Genomic DNA, 21,354 nt, shown 5'->3' with positions numbered 1-21,354 from the left:
GGCTAATGGAATCTTGTTATCCGTCCGAATCCAGTCAGCCCCGAAAGGCGTCATCGGACGAAAGGCGAAGGGCACGGACCCTTCGCCTTTTTAAGCGTTTACGCGCCGACTACGATCGGCTTCGCCAGAGGCGGGACGGCGGCGCTTGCAGGCGCGATACCGGCTTCGAATTCTGGACGGAAGTATTTGATGGCACTGCCCAACGGCTCCACGGCACCCGGTGCGTGAGCACAGAAGGTCTTGCCCGGGCCGAGGAAGTTGACCAGACCCAGCAGGGTCTCGATGTCACCTGGCTGGCCGCGGCCTTCTTCGATGGCCATCAGCAGCTTGACGCTCCATGGCAGGCCATCACGGCAAGGGGTGCAGAAACCACAGGATTCGCGGGCGAAGAACTGCTCCATGTTGCGCAGCAGGGACACCATGTTGACGCTGTCGTCCACCGCCATGGCCAGGCCGGTACCCATGCGGGTGCCCACCTTGGCGATGCCGCCGGCGTACATCTGTGCGTCGAGGTGTTCCGGCAACAGGAAACCGGTACCGGCGCCACCCGGCTGCCAGGCCTTGAGCTTGTAACCGTCGCGCATGCCGCCGGCGTAGTCTTCGAACAGCTCGCGACCGGTCACGCCGAAAGGCAGTTCCCACAGGCCGGGGTTCTTGACCTTGCCGGAGAAGCCCATGAGCTTGGTGCCCATGTCTTCGCTGCCGTCGCGGGCCAACGATTTGTACCAGTCCACGCCGTCGGCGATGATCGCCGGCACGTTGCACAGGGTTTCAACGTTGTTCACGCAAGTCGGCTTGCCCCACACGCCAACGGCGGCAGGGAAGGGCGGCTTGGAACGGGGGTTGGCGCGGCGGCCTTCGAGGGAGTTGATCAGTGCGGTTTCTTCACCGCAGATGTAACGCCCGGCGCCGGTGTGGACGAACAGCTCGAAATCGAAGCCGCTGCCCAGGATGTTCTTGCCCAGCAGGCCGGCTGCCTTGGCTTCTTCCACGGCACGGTTCAAGTGCTTGGCGGCGGTGGTGTACTCGCCACGCAGGAAGATGTAGCCACGGTAGGTTTTCAGCGCGCGGGCGCTGATCAGCATGCCTTCGATCAGCAGATGAGGCAGTTGCTCCATCAGCATGCGGTCTTTCCAGGTGTTCGGCTCCATTTCATCCGCGTTGCACAGCAGGTAGCGGATGTTGATGGATTCGTCCTTGGGCATCAGGCCCCACTTCACGCCAGTGGGGAAGCCTGCACCGCCGCGACCTTTGAGGCCTGCGTCTTTCACGGTCTGGACGATGGCGTCCTGATCCATGTCGGCAAAGGCTTTGCGCGCAGCGGCGTAACCGTTCTTGGCCTGGTACTCGTCGAGCCACACGGCTTCGCCGTCGTCACGCAAGCGCCAGGTCAGCGGGTGAGTCTCGGCCGAACGCTGGATGCGGTTGGCAGGACCGAAAGAGGTCAGGGTCATACGTAGCCCTCGAGCAGTTTGGCGACGCCGGCAGGCTGGACATCGCCAAAGGTGTCGTCATCGATCATCAGCGCCGGTGCCTTGTCGCAGTTGCCGAGGCAGCAGACCGGCAGCAGGGTGAAGCGACCGTCGGCGGTGGTCTGGCCCAGGCCGATACCCAGGTTGTTCTGGATTTCGCTGACGACCGACTCGTGGCCGCCGATGTAGCAGACCATGCTGTCGCAGACGCGAATGATGTGACGGCCGACCGGCTGACGGAAGATCTGGCTGTAGAACGTGGCCACGCCTTCAACGTCGCTGGCCGGGATGCCGAGGATCTCGCCGATGGCGTACAGAGCGCCGTCCGGCACCCAGCCGCGTTCTTTCTGAACGATCTTCAGGGCTTCGATCGACGCCGCGCGCGGGTCTTCGTAGTGATGCAGCTCGTGCTCGATGGCCGAGCGCTCGGTTTCACTCAGGGTGAAACGGTCTGTCTGGATAAGCGTGCTGTTCATGCTTAGCGGTCCACGTCGGCCATAACGAAATCGATACTACCCAGGTACGCAATCATGTCCGCGACCATGCTGCCTTTGATCACCGAAGGGATCTGTTGCAGATGCGGGAAGCTTGGAGTGCGGATCCGGGTACGGTAGCTCATGGTGCCGCCGTCGCTCGTCAGGTAATAACTGTTGATGCCCTTGGTCGCTTCGATCATCTGGAAGGATTCGTTGGCCGGCATGACCGGGCCCCACGAAACTTGCAGGAAGTGCGTGATCAAGGTTTCGATGTGCTGCAGCGTGCGCTCTTTCGGCGGCGGCGTGGTCAGCGGGTGATCCGCCTTGTACGGGCCTTCCGGCATGTTGCGCAGGCACTGGTCGATGATCTTGACGCTCTGGCGCATCTCTTCGACGCGAACCATGCAGCGGTCGTAGGCATCGCCATTGGCGGCCAGCGGCACTTCGAACTCGAAGTTCTCGTAGCCGGAGTATGGTCGCGCTTTACGCAGGTCGAAGTCGCAACCTGTGGAACGCAGGCCGGCACCGGTGACGCCCCATTCCAGGGCTTCTTTGGTGTTGTACTGGGCAACGCCGATGGTACGACCCTTGAGGATGCTGTTCTGCAGGGCGGCCTTGGTGTATTCGTCGAGGCGCTTTGGCAGCCATTCAACGAAGTCTTTCACCAGTTTTTCCCAGCCGCGCGGCAGGTCGTGGGCGACGCCGCCGATACGGTACCAGGCCGGGTGCAGACGGAAACCGGTGATGGCTTCGATTACCGTGTACGCCTTCTGGCGGTCGGTGAAGGTGAAGAACACCGGGGTCATGGCGCCGACGTCCTGGATGTAGGTACCCAGGAACAGCAGGTGGCTGGTGATCCGGAAGAACTCGGCCATCATGATGCGGATGACGTCGACCTTCTCGGGCACCTTGATGCCGGCCAGCTTCTCGACCGAGAGCACGTACGGCAGGTTGTTCATCACCCCGCCGAGGTAGTCGATACGGTCGGTGTACGGAATGAAGCTGTGCCAGGACTGACGCTCGGCCATTTTCTCGGCGCCACGGTGGTGGTAACCGATGTCCGGAACGCAGTCGACGATTTCTTCGCCGTCCAGTTGCAGGATGATGCGGAACGCACCGTGAGCCGAAGGGTGGTTCGGACCCAGGTTGAGGAACATGTAGTCCTCGTTCGGGCCGGAGCGCTTCATGCCCCAGTCTTCAGGACGGAAACGCGCGGCTTCTTCCTCAAGCTGTTGCTTGGCCAGGTTCAGGCTGAACGGATCGAATTCGGTGGCCCGCGCCGGGAAGTCCTTGCGCAGCGGGTGACCTTCCCAGGTCGGCGGCATCATGATGCGCGACAGGTGAGGGTGACCTTTGAAGTCGATACCGAACATGTCCCAGACTTCACGTTCGTACCAGTTGGCGTTCGGCCAGATGCTGGTGACGGTCGGCAAGCTGAGGTCGCTCTCGGACAAGGCAACCTTGATCATCACGTCACTATTACGTTCCAGCGACATGAGGTGATAGAACACGGTGAACTCGGCGTCGCTCGGCAGGCCTTGACGCTTGGTGCGCAGACGCTCGTCCACGCCGTGCAGGTCATAGAGCATGACGTACGGCTTGGGCAGGTTGCGCAGGAAGGTCAGGACTTCGACGAGCTTGGCACGCGCCACCCACAGCACCGGCATGCCGGTGCGGGTCGGCTGGGCGGTGAACGCCTCGGGGCCAAAACGATTGTTCAGTTCGACGACCACATCCTGGTCGTCTGCCTTATAAGGCGGGATGTACAGAGCACTGCCTGTAGTCATGGTTATTTTTTCGCTTTCGGTCAACGTAAAGAATGAAGCCAGCTTCTCGTTTCTTTGAAACAGATCTGGATCAGACTTCGTCAGGGCTGCGCAGGTTGGTGACTGCGATTCGCTGTTCGCGGCGCTGTTCCTTCTGCGAAGGCATGTCGGCGCGATAAACGCCTTGATCGCCAACGACCCAGGAAAGTGGGCGACGCTCCTGGCCAATAGATTCCTGCAACAGCATCAAGCCTTGCAGAAATGCTTCCGGACGGGGCGGGCAGCCAGGTACGTAGACGTCAACGGGCAGGAACTTGTCCACCCCTTGAACCACGGAGTAGATGTCGTACATGCCACCGGAGTTGGCGCACGAACCCATCGAGATCACCCATTTGGGCTCGAGCATCTGCTCGTACAGACGCTGAATGATCGGCGCCATCTTGATGAAACAGGTCCCGGCGATAACCATGAAGTCGGCCTGGCGCGGTGATGCCCGGATAACTTCGGCGCCGAAGCGTGCGATGTCGTGGGGCGCCGTGAAGGCCGTGGTCATTTCCACGTAGCAGCACGAAAGACCGAAGTTGTACGGCCACAGGGAGTTCTTACGTCCCCAGTTGACCGCGCCACTCAGCACGTCTTCCAGCTTGCCCATGAAAATGTTTTTGTGGACTTGATCTTCTAACGGATCGGAAACGGTTTCCCGTTGGCCAATCGGATACTGCTCGTTAGGAGCATCGGGGTCGATTCTGGTGAGATTGTATTGCATTGCCAAAGCCTCATTGTTTCAGCTTCGCCTGCCGCTTGCGACGAGCTTCCGGAGCCCAGTCAAGGGCGCCCACTCGGAACAGGTAGACAAGACCTGCCAACAGAATTGCTATGAAAACGAGAGCTTCGACGAATCCGGTCCAGCCGCTTTCGCGGACGGACACAGACCATGCAAAGAGAAAGAGGGCTTCGATATCGAAGATCACGAACAGCATCGCGACCAGATAGAATTTGGCTGAGAGCCGCAAGCGGGCGCCACCGGTAGGTAGCATGCCGGACTCGAACGGTTCGTTTTTGCTGCGGCCCCAGGCTTTTGACCCGAGGAGGCTGGAGACGCCGAGCATGAAGGCACACAGGCCGACTACACCCAGAAGGAAAATGGCAAAGCCCCAGTTGTGGGCCATGAGTCCTGTCGCTTCGGGCATGCTGGTAATCCTTAACAGAGAGCAAAGGTCTCTGAGCTTGATAAAGAAATAAGGCAGTGACGATATGTCGCAGCAATCAATCGCGCTGATTTTATGGCTAAACACCCTGCAAGTAAAATTCCTATAGCGAAATTATTTATTGGAATAAGGACATAGCGCACCTCTATGGCCCTGTAGCCCATACGTTGCGGGCATTAGCCGGGATTTCACGAATTATGTTTTGTAGGAAATGTAACGAACATAGTTGCTGCTAAATGATAATTGATATCGTTTGGAATGGTTTTGTAACTGATTGGTGAGTGGGTAGTTGGGAAGTTGTCTTATATCGGCGTTACTGCAAGTAGCGGCGGCGCTCGTTTTAACCGATTTTTGTGACGCGGATAGCGCTCTGGATCAATGTTTTGCCTGACAGATTGTGCCGACCCTGAGAGGTTCAGGAAGTCACAGGCAAAAAAAACGCCCCGAACCAGTCGGGGCGTCAGTTTTTCGGCGATGCGGTTAGCTTTCTATTCGGTCCGCAAAGGCCGTTCGCTCAGGCGAAGTCGATCAATGGAACTGTTCTTCTTCGGTCGAACCGGTCAGCGCGGTCACCGAGGAGGTGCCGCCCTGGATCACGGTGGTCATGTCGTCGAAGTAGCCAGTGCCCACTTCCTGCTGGTGAGCCACGAAGGTGTAACCCTTGGCAGCGTCAGCGAATTCCTGCTCCTGCAGCTTCACGTAGGCAGTCATGTCGTTGCGGGCGTAGTCGTGCGCCAGGTTGAACATGCTGTGCCACATGTTGTGAATGCCGGCCAGGGTGATGAACTGGTGCTTGTAACCCATGGCGGACAGTTCGCGCTGGAACTTGGCGATGGTCGCGTCGTCCAGGTTTTTCTTCCAGTTGAAGGAAGGCGAGCAGTTGTACGACAGGATCTGGTCCGGGTATTCCTTCTTGATCGCTTCGGCGAAGCGACGGGCTTCGTCCAGGTCCGGCTTGGCAGTTTCGCACCAGATCAGGTCGGCGTACGGCGCGTAGGCCAGGCCACGGGCGATTGCCTGGTCCAGACCTGCACGAACCTTGTAGAAGCCTTCCTGAGTACGATCGCCGGTTACGAATGGCTTGTCATATGGGTCGCAGTCGGAAGTCAGCAGGTCGGCAGCGTTGGCGTCGGTACGGGCCAGGATGATGGTCGGTACGCCGGCAACGTCGGCAGCCAGACGAGCAGCGGTCAGCTTCTGCACGGCTTCCTGGGTTGGAACCAGAACCTTGCCGCCCATGTGGCCGCATTTCTTCACGGAGGCCAGTTGGTCTTCGAAGTGAACGCCGGCGGCGCCTGCTTCGATCATGCTCTTCATCAGTTCGTAGGCGTTCAGTACGCCGCCGAAACCGGCTTCAGCGTCAGCCACGATTGGCGCGAAGTAGTCGATGTAGCCTTCGTCGCCCGGGTTCTTGCCGGCTTTCCACTGGATCTGGTCGGCACGACGGAACGAGTTGTTGATGCGCTTGACCACGGTTGGAACCGAGTCCACCGGGTACAGCGACTGGTCCGGGTACATCGATTCGGCGGAGTTGTTGTCCGCAGCGACTTGCCAGCCCGACAGGTAAATGGCCTGGATACCGGCTTTGACCTGCTGCACAGCCTGGCCGCCGGTCAGGGCGCCCATGCAGTTGACGAAATCTTTCTCTGGGCGGAAGGACGGCTTGGCACCCTGGGTGACCAGGTTCCACAGTTTTTCGGCGCCCATTTTTGCAAAGGTGTGCTCTGGTTGAACCGAGCCACGCAGACGGACGACGTCAGCAGCGGAGTAATTGCGAGTCACGCCTTTCCAGCGCGGGTTTTCAGCCCAGTCTTTTTCAAGGGCTGCAATTTGCTGTTCGCGTGTCAGTGCCATGGAGATAAACCTCGTCGCGTCTTTATGAAAAGTTGTTCTGCGGTGGAAAATTCCTTGCGCTCGCTGACCAGAAGCTTAGGTGGTCAGGTCGAGTTCGGCGGGGCGGGCGACGGGATGAACGATGGGCTCGAGGGGAAGTGAGCAGGTAAAGGCGAACTGGCGGGCGCATTCGGGCGTCGTGGGCCTCTATGCGAACTACAGTGTAAAGCCGGGTTACCTAATTACGCTTCCGTCCCTCGGGACAACTTCGTTCCAGTCGGCAACCTCGTCAAACACACCTTGTGGGCGGTACAGACACGAAACGGCTCGCGGGGATGGGTGCGAGCATCGCTTCGAAGGCCCTTGCCAGGGCCTCTGATTAGCGGGAGCGAGGCCATCATGCCTTCGCTTTTTTGGCTCGTCAAACGTTTTGTAGTGCTTTTTTTCAAGCACTACATCTTTCGTCTAATACGACTAATCAGTCAGTTTTTGGTGCTTTAGTCCAACGTATCGACTTTCACCCGCAACGTCATGTCATCCCGGCCTTGAGTCGAGTAGCTGCGGGCCAGGCCCTGTTTGTCGGCCTGAGTCTCACGGTTCACACCGGCGAGGGTGATCCATTCGCCCAAGCGTCCGGTGACGGTTGTGTCGGTGCTTTGCACGTTCACTACATCGGGACGTTCCTGGCTCATGCGGTCACGGTTGGTACTGATAGCCAAGTGAACGGTGTCGCCGGTGACGCTGGCGGTGACGTAGAAACCCTGGGTGACGTTGCGATATTGAGTCTGGCTGCTGTAATCGCCGTATGAGTTGGTCTGGCTGCTGGTGATCGGTACGCTTTGGCCGACCTGGATCAGGGCGGGCGCGCCTTCGCTGGCCTGAATCTGCTGAATGCCGCCGTCGCGACTGGAAGTGCTGTAGTTGATGATCCTGGTTTGCTGGTCGCCAGTGTTCTGTTGGTTGTTTTCGTTGGTGTCGACGGTGATCAGCAGGCGTTTGGGCGCGGTATCAAGCTGCGTGAGCAGGGCTTTCAGTTCCTGGATCTTGTCCGGTTCGGCCTTGACGATCAACTGGTTGCCATAGGCGCTGACCTGGCCGTCCTTGCCGATGAAGTCCTGGGCCACCGGCAGCATGTCGGCGCTGGTGTGGTACTTGAGGGGCACGATTTCTGTGGCTGCCATCACCGAAAAACTGCAGCCGAGCAGCAGGGTGGTGAGCAGGGTGCGTAGGGACATGTCCGTTATCTCCGCTTTCGAAAGGCTTGATATTGCCAGTTTGTCGGCCCGGGGTGGGGCAAGTTGAATCGTAGACAGCAAAACGCCCCGGCATCCGAAAATGGCGGGGCGTTTTGTGGTGTTCTGAAGGGCCTCTTCGCGAGCAAGCCCGCTCCCACATTGGATCTCTGCTCGGCACAAAATCTGTGTTCGCTGGAGATCTCCTGTGGGAGCGGGCTTGCTCGCGAATGCCGCGACGCGGACTTATGCCGAATGACGAACCATGTCGACATGCGGAATCCCGGCTTCCAGGAATTCCTCGCTGACCAGGTTGAAGCCCAGGCGCTCATAGAACGCCGTGGCCTGCACCTGCGCACTGAGCATTTGCTGCTTCAGTCCGCGGGATTCGGCTTCGGCGATGACCGCCTGCATCAGCGCATCGCCAACCTTCAGCCCGCGCCAGTCCTTGAGCACTGAAACCCGGCCGATGTGTCCATCAGGCAGCAGGCGGGCGGTGCCGATCGGAAAGTCGCCTTCGAACGCCAGGAAATGCACCGCTGTAGCGTCATCGGCGTCCCACTCAAGCTCGGGTGGTACCGATTGTTCGGCAATGAACACCGTTTCGCGAATGCGGCGGATCTCGGCGTTGTCCTTTTGCCAGTCTGCAACACGTACGCGAATCTTATTCATCGTCGGCGAACCCCAGGCTCCCTTGCTTGACCAGTTCGCACAGCAGGCCGCGGCCATCCTCGTCGCTCAGCCAGTCACCGAGGTTGTCGGTATGCAATGCGTCGGCGGAGCAGATCAGCTTCAGCAGTTCACGCAGCTTGCCCGGCAGATAACGGCTCTGGCCGCTGGCGAACAGCAACAGATCGTCGTCGACTTCCGACCACGCCAGGCGCGCGCTCGGGTTGCGGATCAGGATGGCACCGTCCTGGAGTGCGCCGAGGAAATCTTCTTCTTCGACTTCTTCCGGGCCGACCACCAGTTCTGGATAGCGCGGTTCGGTCATGTACTGGCCGAACCAGGTCAGCAGCAGGCGTTCGTCGCTCATGTGCTCGGCGAGCAGGGCTTTGAGGCGGCCGAGTGCATCGTGCTGGATCTGGTGTGGGTCATCGCTGACCGGCTTCGCATCGGCGTCGGTGTAGCGCTCTTCGTCAGTCAGGAACTGGCTGAGGAAGTCGGTGAAGTGGGTCAGCACTTCGGCGGCGCTCGGTGCGCGGAAGCCTACCGAGTAGGTCATGCAGTCATCGACGGCCACGCCGCAGTGGGCCAGGCGCGGCGGCAGGTAGAGCATGTCGCCCGGTTCCAGGACCCACTCTTCGGTCTCGTGGAATTCGGCGAGGATGCGCAGGTCCGCATGTTGCAGCAGCGGGCTCTCGGAGTCGCACATCTGGCCGATTTTCCAGTTGCGCTTGCCGTGGCCTTGCAGCAGGAACACGTCGTAGTTGTCGAAGTGCGGGCCGACGCTGCCACCCGGGGCGGCGAAGCTGATCATCACGTCATCGACGCGCCAGCTCGGCAGAAAGCGGAAGTTTTCCAGCAGCTCGCTGACTTCCGGTACGAACTGATCGACGGCCTGCACCAGCAGGGTCCACTCGCGCTCCGGCAGTTTGCTGAATTCGTCTTCGGCGAACGGGCCGCGGCGCAGCTCCCATGGGCGCTCGCCATGTTCGATCACCAGGCGCGATTCAACTTCTTCTTCCAGGGCCAGGCCGGCGAGTTCGTCGGCGTCGATCGGGCTTTCGAAATCAGGAAACGCCTGACGGATCAGCAGTGGTTTTTTCTGCCAGTAATCGCGCATGAACTCGCGCGCCGTGAGACCACCCAGAAGTTGAAGAGGAATATCGGGATTCATATGTAACCTATTGAAAAAAAGCATTTTTCAGACGGGAATAAAAACGCCCGGCGCGGCCGGGCGTCTCAAACGGGTCAAGCAGTCGATCAGATGCGTTTGGCTTGCGCTACAGCGTTGCCGATGTAGTTGGCCGGGGTCAGTTGCTTCAGCTCGGCTTTCGCAGCGGCCGGCATGTCCAGGCCATCGATGAAAGTCTGCAGTGCTTCAGGGCTGATGCCCTTGCCGCGCGTCAGTTCTTTCAGCTTCTCGTACGGGTTTTCGATGTTGTAGCGGCGCATCACGGTCTGGATCGGTTCGGCCAGGACTTCCCAGCACGCGTCCAGATCGGCAGCAATCTTGTCGGCGTTCAGTTCAAGTTTGCTGATGCCTTTGAGGCTCGCTTCGTACGCGATCACGCTGTGGGCGAAGCCGACACCGAGGTTACGCAGCACGGTGGAGTCGGTCAGGTCGCGCTGCCAGCGGGAGATCGGCAGTTTGCTCGCCAGGTGCTGGAACAGTGCGTTGGCGATGCCCAGGTTGCCTTCGGAGTTTTCGAAGTCGATCGGGTTGACCTTGTGCGGCATGGTCGACGAACCGATTTCGCCAGCGATGGTGCGCTGTTTGAAGTAACCCAGGGAGATATAGCCCCAGATGTCACGGTCGAAGTCGATCAGGATGGTATTGAAGCGCGCGATTGCGTCGAACAGCTCGGCGATGTAGTCGTGCGGTTCGATCTGCGTGGTGTACGGGTTGAAGCCCAGGCCCAGCTCGTCTTCGATGAAGGCGCGGGCGTTGGCTTCCCAGTCGATCTGCGGGTAGGCCGACAGGTGAGCGTTGTAGTTGCCGACAGCGCCGTTGATCTTGCCCAGCAGCGGAACGGCCGCAACCTGAGCGATCTGACGCTCGAGGCGGTAAACCACGTTCGCCAGCTCTTTACCCAGTGTGGTCGGCGAAGCTGGCTGACCGTGGGTGCGCGACAGCATCGGCACGTCAGCGAAGCGGATCGCCAGTTCGCGAATGGCTTCGGCAGTCTGGCGCATCAGCGGCAGCATCACATCATCACGGCCTTCGCGCAGCATCAGGGCGTGGGACAGGTTGTTGATGTCCTCGCTGGTGCAGGCAAAGTGGATGAATTCGCTGACAGCGGCCAGTTCAGGCAGCTTGGCGGCTTGCTCTTTGAGCAGGTATTCGATCGCTTTTACGTCGTGGTTGGTGGTGCGCTCGATCTCTTTTACGCGCTCGGCGTGCTCCAGCGAGAAGTTCTCGGCCAGTTCATTCAGAACGGCGTTGGCTTCGGCGGAGAAGGCTGGCACTTCCGGGATACCGGCGTGAGCGGCCAGGCGCTGGAGCCAGCGCACTTCAACCAGAACGCGGGCACGGATCAGACCGTACTCGCTGAAAATTGGGCGCAGGGCCTGGGTTTTGCCGGCGTAGCGGCCGTCAACAGGGGAAACCGCAGTGAGCGAAGAGAGCTGCATGGGGTGTTCTCGGACAGTCGGGCAACGAAATGGGGCGCGTATCATACATGAAAAAATCCGCCGGTCCGTCGCCAACTGACCGGCGTATTACGCGTTACTGACTCAAAACGGTATTGCGGGCGCGGTTCAGCTGCTGCGCATCAGCGGGTAAAGCTCTTTGAGCAACTTGCGACGGCTGATCACGAGCTGCCAGCGATGACCGCCCAACTGCCGCCACAGGCGTGCCGAACGAATGCCGGCGAGCAGCAGGGCGCGGATCTTCGAAGCATTGCTCGGCTGCTGCAGGTTACGCATGTCGCCATGCACCTGGATGCGTTGGCGCAAGGTGCTCAATGTGTCCTGGTACAGCGCGCCGCAAGCGGCGATTACGTTTTCATGGGCCGGGCCGAAATGCTCGACCTGCGACTGAATCTGCGGCAGGCGCTTGCCGATCACGTCGAGCATGTCGTTGCGCTTGGCCAGTTGCCGCTCAAGGCCGAGCATCGACAAAGCGTAGCGCAACGGCTCGCGCTGCAAGGTGCTCGGGTCGCGTTCGAGGGCGCCGATCAGTGCGCGGTAACCGTCGCGCAGGTTGATGTCGTCGCCGCCGTACACGTCCAGCGTGTCTTTCGGGTCGCGAACCAGCAGGCTGCCGAGCATGCAGCTCAGGCCGGCTTCGTTGGTCTGGCCGGTCTTGGCGATCCGGTCGACCAGCACGGCGGCAAGAAACACGCCGCCCAGAGCCGTCAGTTGCTCCTGAGTCGGGCTCATGCCTGGCCGCTCCACGGCTCGGCGACTTCAATCACGCCGCCGCCGAGGCAGATTTCTCCGTCATAGAACACCACCGACTGGCCCGGCGTGACCGCGCGTTGCGGCTCGTCGAACACGGCGCGATAACCGGTCTCGGTTTTTTCCAGCGTGCAGGCCTGATCGCTCTGGCGATATCGAACCTTGGCGGTCAGGCGTAGCGGCTGGCTCAAATCAATCGGGTTGACCCAGTAGATTTCCGAAGCAAGCAGGGCGCTGGAGAACAGCCACGGATGGTTGTTGCCCTGACCGACGATCAACTCGTTGGTGTCCAGATCCTTGCGCAGCACGTACCACGGCTCGTCGCCGGCGTCTTTCAAGCCGCCGATGCCCAGGCCCTGACGCTGGCCGATGGTGTGGTACATCAAGCCGTGGTGGCGGCCGATGACTTCGCCTTCGGTGGTCTTGATCTCGCCCGGTTGCGCCGGCAGGTATTGCTTGAGGAAATCGCTGAAACGACGCTCGCCGATGAAGCAGATCCCGGTGGAATCCTTCTTCTTGGCGGTGGCCAGCTCGTATTTCTCGGCAATGGCACGGACTTCGGGTTTTTCCAGCTCGCCGACCGGGAACAGGGTCTTGGCGATCTGTTCGCCACCGACAGCGTGCAGGAAGTAGCTCTGGTCCTTGTTCGGGTCCAGGCCCTTGAGCAGTTCGGTGCGGCCATCGATGTCGCGGCGGCGCACGTAGTGACCGGTGGCGATCAGGTCGGCACCGAGCATCATGGCGTAGTCGAGGAACGCCTTGAACTTGATCTCGCGGTTGCACAGGATGTCCGGGTTCGGCGTGCGTCCGGCCTTGTATTCGGCCAGGAAATGCTCGAATACGTTGTCCCAGTACTCGGCGGCGAAGTTGGCGGTGTGCAGCTTGATACCGATCTTGTCGCACACGGCCTGAGCATCCGCCAGATCGTCCATGGCGGTGCAGTATTCCGTTCCGTCGTCTTCTTCCCAGTTCTTCATGAACAGGCCTTCCACTTCATAGCCCTGCTCGATCAGCAGGAGAGCGGAAACGGAAGAGTCCACGCCGCCGGACATGCCGACAATGACGCGCTTCTTGGATGTGTCAGAAGGGGCTGGATCACGCATAGGGATTCAATGAGTGTCTTGAAAAAGGACGCGATTCTATCAGGCTCACGGCCTCAAGGCTAAAGGGAAGGGCGGATCAGTTCGAGGCCGAAGCGATTGCCGGCCAGATAATCATCGATGCAGCGGATGATCAGCTCGCTGCGCCAGTTCTCGCGCTGGGCCAATAATTCGTCGCGGGTCAGCCACTTGGCGCCGACGATGCCGTCGTCCAGCTGATAATCCGGGTGGTGTTTCACCGCTTTGGCGCTGAAGCACACGCGCTGGTAAGTCACGCCGTTGCTTGGGGCGGTATACAGATAAATGCCGACCACGGCGGTGGGCTCGACGTCCCAGCCGGTTTCTTCGAGGGTTTCGCGCACGGCGGCTTCGATCAGAGTTTCGTCCGGATCCAGATGACCGGCGGGCTGATTGAGCACGTTACGGCCGGCCTTGTGTTCCTCGACCATCAGGAAACGACCGTTGTCCTCGACGATGGTGGCGACGGTGATGTGGGGGAGCCAGTCCATAAGTCTTTCTCAATTTCCAAAACTTGAAACACTATCCCTGTGGGAGCTGGCTTGCCAGCGATAGCAGTGGATCAATCACCATGATTGTTGGCTGATCGGCTGTCATCGCTGGCAAGCCAGCTCCCACAAGGGTTTGTGTTGTCTTCAGAAACACAAACCCCGGCACGGGGCCGGGGTTTGTGATGTTCCCTTTACAACCTTATACCAGCGCAGCGATGGCCGCGTTGAGGGTTGCGCTTGGGCGCATGGCCTTGCTGATCAGCTCGGCATTGGCGTGGTAGTAACCGCCGATGTCCACTGGCTTGCCTTGAACGGCGTTGAGCTCGGCGACGATGGTCGCTTCGTTCTCGGTCAGGGTCTTGGCCAGGGTCGCAAACTGCGCTTGCAGTGCAGCGTCTTCGGTCTGGGCGGCCAGGGCTTGTGCCCAGTACATTGCCAGGTAGAAGTGGCTGCCGCGGTTGTCGATGTTGCCGACTTTGCGCGATGGCGACTTGTTGTTGTCGAGGAACTGGCCAGTGGCCTGGTCCAGAGTCTTGGACAGAACCAGCGCTTTCGGGTTGTTGTAGTTCACGCCCAGGTGCTCGAGAGAAGCGGCCAGGGCCAGGAATTCACCCAGCGAATCCCAGCGCAGGAAGTTCTCTTCGACCAGTTGCTGCACGTGCTTCGGAGCCGAACCACCAGCGCCGGTTTCGAACAGGCCACCGCCGTTCATCAGCGGCACGATCGACAGCATCTTGGCGCTGGTGCCCAGTTCCATGATCGGGAACAGGTCGGTCAGGTAGTCGCGCAGTACGTTGCCGGTCACCGAAATGGTGTCCTTGCCTTCGCGAGTGCGCTGCAGGGTGTACTTCATTGCGTCGACCGGTGCCATGATCTGGATGTCCAGACCAGCGGTGTCGTGATCCTTCAGGTAAGCCTGAACCTTCTCGATCACTACGCCATCGTGGGCGCGCATCGGGTCCAGCCAGAAGATGGCTGGCGTGCTGCTTGCGCGAGCGCGGTTGACGGCCAGTTTGACCCAGTCCTGGATCGGTGCGTCTTTGGTCTGGCACATGCGGAAGATGTCACCGGCTTCAACAGCCTGTTCCATCAGCAGTTTGCCTTTGCTGTCGGTCACGCGAACCACGCCGTCGGCCTTGATCTGGAAGGTCTTGTCGTGGGAGCCGTATTCTTCAGCCTTTTTAGCCATCAGGCCAACGTTTGGCACGCTGCCCATGGTGGTCGGATCGAAAGCGCCATTGGCTTTGCAATCTTCGATCACGGCCTGGTAGATGGTGGCGTAGCAGCGATCCGGGATCACGGCCTTGGTGTCGTGCAGCTGGCCATCGGTGCCCCACATTTTGCCGGAGTCACGGATCATGGCCGGCATCGAGGCGTCGACGATGACGTCGCTCGGCACGTGCAGGTTGGTGATGCCTTTGTCGGAGTTGACCATCGCCAGCGACGGACGAACGGCGTAGACCGCTTGAATGTCGGCTTCGATCTGGGCTTGCTGCTCGGCCGGCAGGGCTTTGATGCGGGCGTACAGGTCGCCGATGCCGTTGTTCAGGTTGAAGCCGATCTCGGCCAGCACGTCGGCGTGCTTGGTCAGGGCGTCTTTGTAGAACTCGGCAACGATCTGGCCGAACATGATCGGGTCGGAGACCTTCATCATGGTGGCTTTCAGGTGAACCGACAGCAGCACGCCTTGCTGCTTGGCGCTGTCGATTTCAGCAGCGATGAACGCGCGCAGGGCCTTTTTGCTCATCACGGAGCAGTCAAGGATCTCGCCCGCCTGAACTGTGGTTTTTTCTTTCAGGACGGTAGCGGTGCCGTCTTTGGCGATCAGCTCGATCTTCACGGCGTCAGCGGCGTCGATCAGGGCAGCTTTTTCGCTGCCGTAGAAATCGCCGGTGCTCATGTGAGCGACGTGGGACTTGGAGTCCTTGGCCCAGGCGCCCATTTTGTGCGGGTGCTTGCGAGCGTAGTTCTTGACCGACAGCGGAGCACGACGGTCGGAGTTGCCTTCACGCAGAACCGGGTTCACGGCGCTGCCCTTGACCTTGTCGTAGCGTGCCTTGGCGTCTTTGTCGGCGTCGCTGGTCACGGTTTCCGGGTAGTCCGGCAGGTTGTAGCCCTGGGCTTGCAGTTCTTTGATCGCGGCTTGCAGTTGCGGAACCGAGGCGCTGATGTTCGGCAGCTTGATGATGTTGGCTTCAGGCGTAACGGCCAGGTCGCCCAGTTCGGCGAGGTGGTCGGCTACGGCTTTGTCGCCCAGTTGCTCGGGGAAGCTGGCCAGAATACGTGCTGCAAGAGAGATATCGCGGGTTTCCACGGCGATATCGGCCGAGGCGGTGTAAGCCTCGATGATCGGCAGCAGGGAATAGGTGGCGAGGGCTGGAGCTTCGTCGGTGAAGGTATAGATGATCTTCGAGCGGGTGGGCATATTCGGATTAACTCTCTCTTCTTTGCTAAAGCGTGCGCAGAAACTCGAGGGGCGCCGGGTAAGCGCGTTCGTTCAAAGTCATCCATGAACCGAATGTCGAGAATCTTCGCGGTGATGTTGGGTGCATCAGTAGAGCGTCAAGCAGTCGGACTGCGGTAACAACCCGACCAATCAGGCGGAAAGTCTCGTGCTAGAGAGGCCAGCCGTCGTGACCCTTTGGTCAGCGGGCGGCATTATACATAGGTAGCTGGCAATCTGCCGATGGTTCATATGCAACGATTCTCGTCCATTGGTCTAAAGGTCGCAGGGCGGGGGGGGGCGTAGAGTCGCCGTGAATGCTTGAGATTGGCGCTTTTCCCTTTGCTTTCAGGCTTGTACGAAACGAGATGTGGTCGCGTCCGGAACAGAGGGTTTGCGTGTTGATTCAACTGGGTTACGCTCGAACCAAGCCAGATGTTCAATCCAAACAATGGAGTTCAGCATGGGTTACAAGAAGATTCAGGTTCCAGCCGTCGGCGACAAAATCACCGTCAACGCAGACCATTCTCTCAATGTCCCTGATAACCCGATCATTCCCTTCATTGAAGGTGACGGCATTGGCGTCGACGTCAGCCCTGTGATGATCAAAGTGGTTGATGCTGCCGTGGCCAAGGCCTACGGGGGCAAGCGCAAGATTTCCTGGATGGAGGTATATGCTGGCGAAAAAGCAACTCAAGTCTACGACCAGGACACCTGGCTGCCCCAGGAAACCCTGGACGCCGTTAAAGATTACGTCGTTTCCATCAAGGGCCCGCTGACCACCCCGGTCGGTGGCGGCATCCGCTCCCTCAACGTTGCCTTGCGTCAGCAGCTCGATCTCTATGTCTGCCTGCGCCCTGTGGTGTGGTTCGAAGGCGTGCCGAGCCCGGTGAAAAAGCCTGGCGACGTCGACATGGTGATCTTCCGCGAGAACTCCGAAGACATTTATGCCGGTATCGAATGGAAGGCCGGCTCCCCTGAGGCCACCAAGGTCATCAAGTTCCTGAAAGAGGAAATGGGCGTCACCAAGATCCGTTTCGACCAGGATTGCGGCATCGGCATCAAGCCTGTTTCGAAAGAAGGCACCAAGCGTCTGGTGCGCAAGGCCCTGCAATACGTAGTGGACAACGACCGCAAGTCGCTGACCATCGTGCACAAGGGCAATATCATGAAATTCACCGAAGGTGCCTTCAAGGACTGGGGCTACGAGGTGGCGCGGGATGAGTTCGGCGCCGAGCTGCTCGATGGCGGCCCGTGGATGAAATTCAAGAACCCGAAAACCGGCCGTGAAGTCATCGTCAAGGATGCCATCGCCGACGCCATGCTCCAGCAGATTCTGCTGCGTCCGGCCGAATACGATGTGATCGCCACCCTCAACCTCAACGGTGACTACCTGTCCGACGCCCTGGCGGCGGAAGTGGGCGGTATCGGTATCGCGCCGGGCGCCAACCTGTCCGACACCGTGGCCATGTTCGAGGCGACCCACGGTACCGCGCCGAAATATGCCGGCAAGGACCAGGTCAACCCGGGTTCGGTGATTCTGTCGGCCGAAATGATGCTGCGCCACCTGGGCTGGACCGAGGCGGCCGACCTGATCATCAAGGGCACCAATGGCGCAATCAAGGCCAAGACCGTGACCTACGACTTCGAACGTCTGATGGAAGGCGCCACACTGGTGTCCTCTTCGGGCTTCGGTGAGGCGATCATCAAGCACATGTAAGAAAGGCAGCTGCAACGAAACCGCCCGGCTCGAGTGATCGAGCCGGGCGGTTTGTTTTCTGGCAGGTGTTCTGGTTGCTTCAGCTGGTCACTGATTGGTGCTGAGCGGCGGCCGAGGCGGCATCTTTTGCGGCTTCGACATTCTGAATTTTTGTGGCGTGCAGGCCTTTGGGCCCTTGCACAATGTCGAATTTAACGACTTGCCCGGCTTTGAGGGTTTTGTACCCGTCCATCTCAATGGCGGAGTAGTGGGCAAAGAAATCGATCAGGTGACCGTCTTCATCCTTTCCTTCATGGGTCTCGGTATTGATGAAACCGAACCCCTTGGCATTGTTGAACCATTTCACCTTGCCGACAGCCATGCTCAAATCCCTCTGCAACAGTCTCCATCGCTGGAGTATCATCCAATTCATCCGCAGTCGAATCCGTTAAAAAGATTGACTCCGCGGATCTTTTTTACCCACTGTGGGTTCTATTGGTTGTAACACCGTTTTCCCGATAGTCAAGGTGACCGGGCAGTCGGAGTTGAAAACGTGTCAAGCCGCCCCCACCACTGTATTTGCACAACTGACGAACCTTTCTTTCCATGCATGCAATCAGCCAGATTCGACTAACATTCAATCAGGATCGCCCGCTTCTCCAAAAGGATCTTCCACAGGAGCACGACGACGATTCGGCAGGCGTTGCTGTTCAGGAAGCAAAGCCTGCGTTACAGGCGCCGCCGATGTACAAGGTGGTTTTGTTTAATGATGACTACACACCGATGGATTTCGTCGTCGAAGTGCTCGAGGTGTTTTTTAACCTGAATCGCGAGCTGGCGACCAAGGTCATGCTGGCCGTCCATACAGAAGGGCGGGCAGTATGTGGAGTGTTTACCCGCGACATCGCCGAGACAAAGGCCATGCAGGTCAACCAGTACGCCAGGGAAAGCCAGCATCCGCTACTCTGTGAAATCGAGAAGGACGGTTAATCGCCGACCACTTGGGTATGAGGTGAAGCTATGTTAAACCGCGAGCTCGAAGTCACCCTCAATCTTGCCTTCAAGGAGGCACGTTCGAAGCGTCATGAGTTCATGACCGTCGAACACCTGCTGCTGGCCCTATTGGACAATGAGGCTGCCGCCACCGTATTGCGTGCCTGCGGCGCAAACCTCGACAAACTCAAGCACGACCTGCAGGAGTTCATCGACTCCACCACGCCACTGATCCCCGTCCATGACGAAGATCGCGAAACCCAGCCAACCCTGGGCTTCCAGCGTGTATTGCAACGTGCTGTCTTTCATGTGCAGAGCTCGGGCAAACGCGAAGTGACCGGCGCCAATGTGCTGGTTGCAATCTTCAGTGAGCAAGAGAGTCAGGCGGTGTTCCTGCTGAAACAGCAGAGCGTTGCACGCATTGATGTCGTCAACTATATCGCCCATGGCATTTCCAAAGTGCCTGGGCATGGCGATCACTCTGAAGGTGAACAAGATATGCAGGACGACGAGGGCGGTGAGTCTTCTTCTTCAGGCAATCCGCTGGATGCTTATGCCAGCAATCTCAACGAACTCGCACGCCAGGGCCGGATCGATCCGCTGGTAGGGCGTGAAACGGAAGTCGAGCGTGTCGCGCAGATTCTCGCGCGTCGCCGCAAGAACAATCCGCTGCTGGTGGGCGAGGCGGGCGTGGGTAAAACCGCGATTGCCGAAGGCCTGGCCAAACGCATTGTCGACAACCAGGTGCCGGACCTGCTGGCCAACAGCGTCGTTTATTCCCTTGATCTCGGCGCCTTGCTCGCAGGCACCAAGTATCGCGGCGATTTCGAGAAGCGCTTCAAGGCGTTGCTCAATGAGCTGAAAAAACGTCCGCAGGCGATTCTGTTCATCGACGAGATCCATACCATTATCGGTGCGGGTGCCGCGTCCGGTGGCGTGATGGATGCCTCGAACCTGCTCAAGCCGCTGCTGTCGTCTGGCGACATTCGCTGCATTGGCTCGACCACGTTCCAGGAATTCCGTGGCATCTTCGAGAAGGACCGTGCCCTGGCGCGTCGCTTCCAGAAGGTCGATGTGGTCGAGCCTTCGGTGGAAGACACCATCGGCATCCTGCGCGGCCTGAAAGGGCGTTTCGAACAGCATCACAACATCGAATACAGCGATGAGTCGTTGCGCGCCGCTGCTGAACTTGCGTCGCGCTACATCAATGACCGGCATATGCCGGACAAGGCTATCGATGTGATCGACGAGGCGGGTGCCTATCAGCGCCTGCAACCGGTCGAGAAGCGTGTGAAGCGCATTGAAGTGCCTCAGGTCGAGGACATCGTGGCGAAAATCGCGCGTATTCCGCCGAAGCACGTCACCAGTTCCGACAAGGAGCTGCTGCGTAACCTCGAGCGTGACCTGAAGCTGACGGTGTTTGGTCAGGACGCGGCGATCGATTCGTTGTCGACCGCGATCAAGTTGTCCCGTGCGGGCCTCAAGTCGCCGGACAAACCGGTCGGTTCGTTCCTGTTCGCCGGGCCTACCGGTGTCGGTAAAACCGAGGCTGCACGGCAACTGGCCAAGGCGCTGGGGATCGAGCTGGTGCGTTTCGACATGTCCGAGTACATGGAGCGCCACACCGTATCGCGTCTGATCGGTGCGCCTCCGGGTTATGTCGGTTTCGACCAGGGCGGCCTGTTGACCGAGGCGATCACCAAGCAACCGCATTGCGTATTGCTGCTCGATGAAATCGAGAAGGCGCATCCGGAAGTCTTCAACCTGCTGCTGCAGGTGATGGACCATGGCACGCTGACCGATAACAACGGGCGCAAGGCGGACTTCCGCAACGTGATCGTGATCATGACCACCAACGCCGGTGCTGAAACGGCGGCGCGTGCTTCGATCGGTTTCACCCATCAGGACCATTCGTCCGATGCGATGGAAGTGATCAAGAAGAGCTTCACGCCGGAATTCCGCAACCGCCTGGATACCATCATTCAGTTTGGTCGCCTCAGTCATGAGGTTATCAAGAGCGTGGTGGACAAGTTCCTCACCGAACTTCAGGCGCAGCTGGAAGACAAGCGGGTGCTTCTGGAAGTTACCGATGCGGCGCGCAGTTGGCTGGCGGCCGGTGGTTACGATTCGGCCATGGGCGCTCGTCCAATGGCGCGTCTGATCCAGGACAAGATCAAGCGTCCGCTGGCGGAGGAGATTCTGTTTGGCGAACTGGCCGAGCATGGCGGTGTGGTTCACATCGACATCAAGGATGGTGAGCTGACGTTTGACTTCGAGACCACTGCGGAAATGGCCTGACGGCTGGTAAGTGAAAAGGCGCCTTCGGGCGCCTTTTTGCTGTCTGCGGTTTTTGGTTTGGGGGGCATATCCGTTGCTGCGGTAACGGCTTCTTAGGGTTCCGCCCTTGCGGCGGGTCACTTTTGGCAAACGCCCGGAATGCCGGCCCAGCCAAAAGTAACCAAAAGGTCTCTAACCCTGACGTACGGCCCCTCGCTGAGGCTCGGGGTTCCTTCGCTCCGGGATTGATCCGGGGGCATCGCCTACGGTTTGCTTCGCTG

At 59.2% G+C, this 21,354-nt stretch carries 18 protein-coding genes; 3 read left to right on the top strand and 15 right to left on the bottom strand.

Going from position 1 to position 21,354, the window contains the following annotated elements; translation table 11 throughout:
• Nucleotides 1-98: 98 nt before the first annotated feature.
• The 14 genes from nuoF to ACW9HX_RS12840 all read right to left on the bottom strand — a co-directional run bounded on the left by nuoF (nt 99) and on the right by ACW9HX_RS12840 (nt 16,086).
• Nucleotides 99-1,454, bottom strand: coding sequence for an NADH-quinone oxidoreductase subunit NuoF (gene nuoF, locus ACW9HX_RS12905; protein WP_457380913.1), 1,356 nt, complete (start codon nt 1,452-1,454; stop codon nt 99-101).
• Nucleotides 1,451-1,948, bottom strand: a complete 498-nt coding sequence (nuoE, locus tag ACW9HX_RS12900) for an NADH-quinone oxidoreductase subunit NuoE (RefSeq protein WP_003223804.1) — start codon at nt 1,946-1,948, stop codon at nt 1,451-1,453. Before nuoE ends, nuoF begins: the two co-directional genes overlap by 4 nt.
• Before the next feature lie 2 nt (nt 1,949-1,950).
• Nucleotides 1,951-3,735 carry an NADH-quinone oxidoreductase subunit C/D gene (gene nuoC / locus ACW9HX_RS12895; RefSeq protein ID WP_457380912.1) on the bottom strand — a complete coding sequence of 595 codons (1,785 nt, stop codon included), beginning with the start codon at nt 3,733-3,735 and terminating at the stop codon, nt 1,951-1,953.
• Between the two features lie 70 nt (nt 3,736-3,805).
• On the bottom strand, nt 3,806-4,480 hold the full coding sequence (locus tag ACW9HX_RS12890) for a NuoB/complex I 20 kDa subunit family protein (RefSeq protein WP_007951456.1): 675 nt from the start codon (nt 4,478-4,480) through the stop codon (nt 3,806-3,808).
• Nucleotides 4,481-4,490: 10 nt separating this feature from the next.
• Nucleotides 4,491-4,904, bottom strand: a complete 414-nt coding sequence (locus tag ACW9HX_RS12885) for an NADH-quinone oxidoreductase subunit A (protein ID WP_003223812.1) — start codon at nt 4,902-4,904, stop codon at nt 4,491-4,493.
• A 546-nt stretch (nt 4,905-5,450) separates the two neighbouring features.
• Nucleotides 5,451-6,776, bottom strand: coding sequence for an isocitrate lyase (gene aceA, locus ACW9HX_RS12880; protein WP_262161031.1), 1,326 nt, complete (start codon nt 6,774-6,776; stop codon nt 5,451-5,453).
• Between the two features lie 476 nt (nt 6,777-7,252).
• Complete coding sequence (locus ACW9HX_RS12875; RefSeq protein WP_457380911.1) at nt 7,253-7,990, bottom strand: secretin N-terminal domain-containing protein; 738 nt, start codon at nt 7,988-7,990, stop codon at nt 7,253-7,255.
• Between the two features lie 243 nt (nt 7,991-8,233).
• Nucleotides 8,234-8,659, bottom strand: coding sequence for a GNAT family N-acetyltransferase (locus tag ACW9HX_RS12870; RefSeq protein ID WP_457380910.1), 426 nt, complete (start codon nt 8,657-8,659; stop codon nt 8,234-8,236).
• A complete protein-coding gene (locus tag ACW9HX_RS12865) occupies nt 8,652-9,827 on the bottom strand; it encodes a ribosomal protein uL16 3-hydroxylase (RefSeq protein WP_457380909.1) in 1,176 nt (391 codons plus the stop codon). Before ACW9HX_RS12865 ends, ACW9HX_RS12870 begins: the two co-directional genes overlap by 8 nt.
• An 86-nt stretch (nt 9,828-9,913) precedes the next feature.
• On the bottom strand, nt 9,914-11,284 hold the full coding sequence (gene purB, locus ACW9HX_RS12860) for an adenylosuccinate lyase (protein WP_273900857.1): 1,371 nt from the start codon (nt 11,282-11,284) through the stop codon (nt 9,914-9,916).
• A 126-nt stretch (nt 11,285-11,410) separates the two neighbouring features.
• A complete protein-coding gene (gene hflD, locus ACW9HX_RS12855) occupies nt 11,411-12,034 on the bottom strand; it encodes a high frequency lysogenization protein HflD (protein ID WP_096822257.1) in 624 nt (207 codons plus the stop codon).
• On the bottom strand, nt 12,031-13,155 hold the full coding sequence (gene mnmA, locus ACW9HX_RS12850) for a tRNA 2-thiouridine(34) synthase MnmA (RefSeq protein WP_074688946.1): 1,125 nt from the start codon (nt 13,153-13,155) through the stop codon (nt 12,031-12,033). Before mnmA ends, hflD begins: the two co-directional genes overlap by 4 nt.
• Nucleotides 13,156-13,214: 59 nt before the next feature.
• Nucleotides 13,215-13,661 carry an NUDIX hydrolase gene (locus ACW9HX_RS12845; RefSeq protein ID WP_457380908.1) on the bottom strand — a complete coding sequence of 149 codons (447 nt, stop codon included), beginning with the start codon at nt 13,659-13,661 and terminating at the stop codon, nt 13,215-13,217.
• 199 nt (nt 13,662-13,860) lie between these two features.
• Complete coding sequence (locus tag ACW9HX_RS12840; protein WP_457380907.1) at nt 13,861-16,086, bottom strand: NADP-dependent isocitrate dehydrogenase; 2,226 nt, start codon at nt 16,084-16,086, stop codon at nt 13,861-13,863.
• Between the two features lie 481 nt (nt 16,087-16,567).
• Between ACW9HX_RS12840 and icd the strand changes: the two genes are divergently transcribed.
• Nucleotides 16,568-17,824 carry an NADP-dependent isocitrate dehydrogenase gene (gene icd, locus ACW9HX_RS12835; RefSeq protein ID WP_457380906.1) on the top strand — a complete coding sequence of 419 codons (1,257 nt, stop codon included), beginning with the start codon at nt 16,568-16,570 and terminating at the stop codon, nt 17,822-17,824.
• 79 nt (nt 17,825-17,903) lie between these two features.
• On the opposite strand, the gene ACW9HX_RS12830 is transcribed toward icd, so the two are convergent.
• On the bottom strand, nt 17,904-18,185 hold the full coding sequence (locus ACW9HX_RS12830; protein ID WP_457380905.1) for a cold shock domain-containing protein: 282 nt from the start codon (nt 18,183-18,185) through the stop codon (nt 17,904-17,906).
• A 224-nt stretch (nt 18,186-18,409) separates the two neighbouring features.
• Here ACW9HX_RS12830 and clpS point away from each other — a divergent pair, with 224 nt between their 5' ends.
• Nucleotides 18,410-18,793 carry an ATP-dependent Clp protease adapter ClpS gene (clpS, locus tag ACW9HX_RS12825; RefSeq protein ID WP_011334948.1) on the top strand — a complete coding sequence of 128 codons (384 nt, stop codon included), beginning with the start codon at nt 18,410-18,412 and terminating at the stop codon, nt 18,791-18,793.
• Nucleotides 18,794-18,823: 30 nt separating this feature from the next.
• A complete protein-coding gene (clpA, locus tag ACW9HX_RS12820; RefSeq protein WP_085732141.1) occupies nt 18,824-21,094 on the top strand; it encodes an ATP-dependent Clp protease ATP-binding subunit ClpA in 2,271 nt (756 codons plus the stop codon).
• Nucleotides 21,095-21,354: the final 260 nt, after the last annotated feature.

Source organism: Pseudomonas sp. SDO52101_S400, from assembly GCF_054071635.1.
Note: the sequence above shows the minus strand (reverse complement) of the source record. Positions and strands in the feature narration are given on the sequence as shown.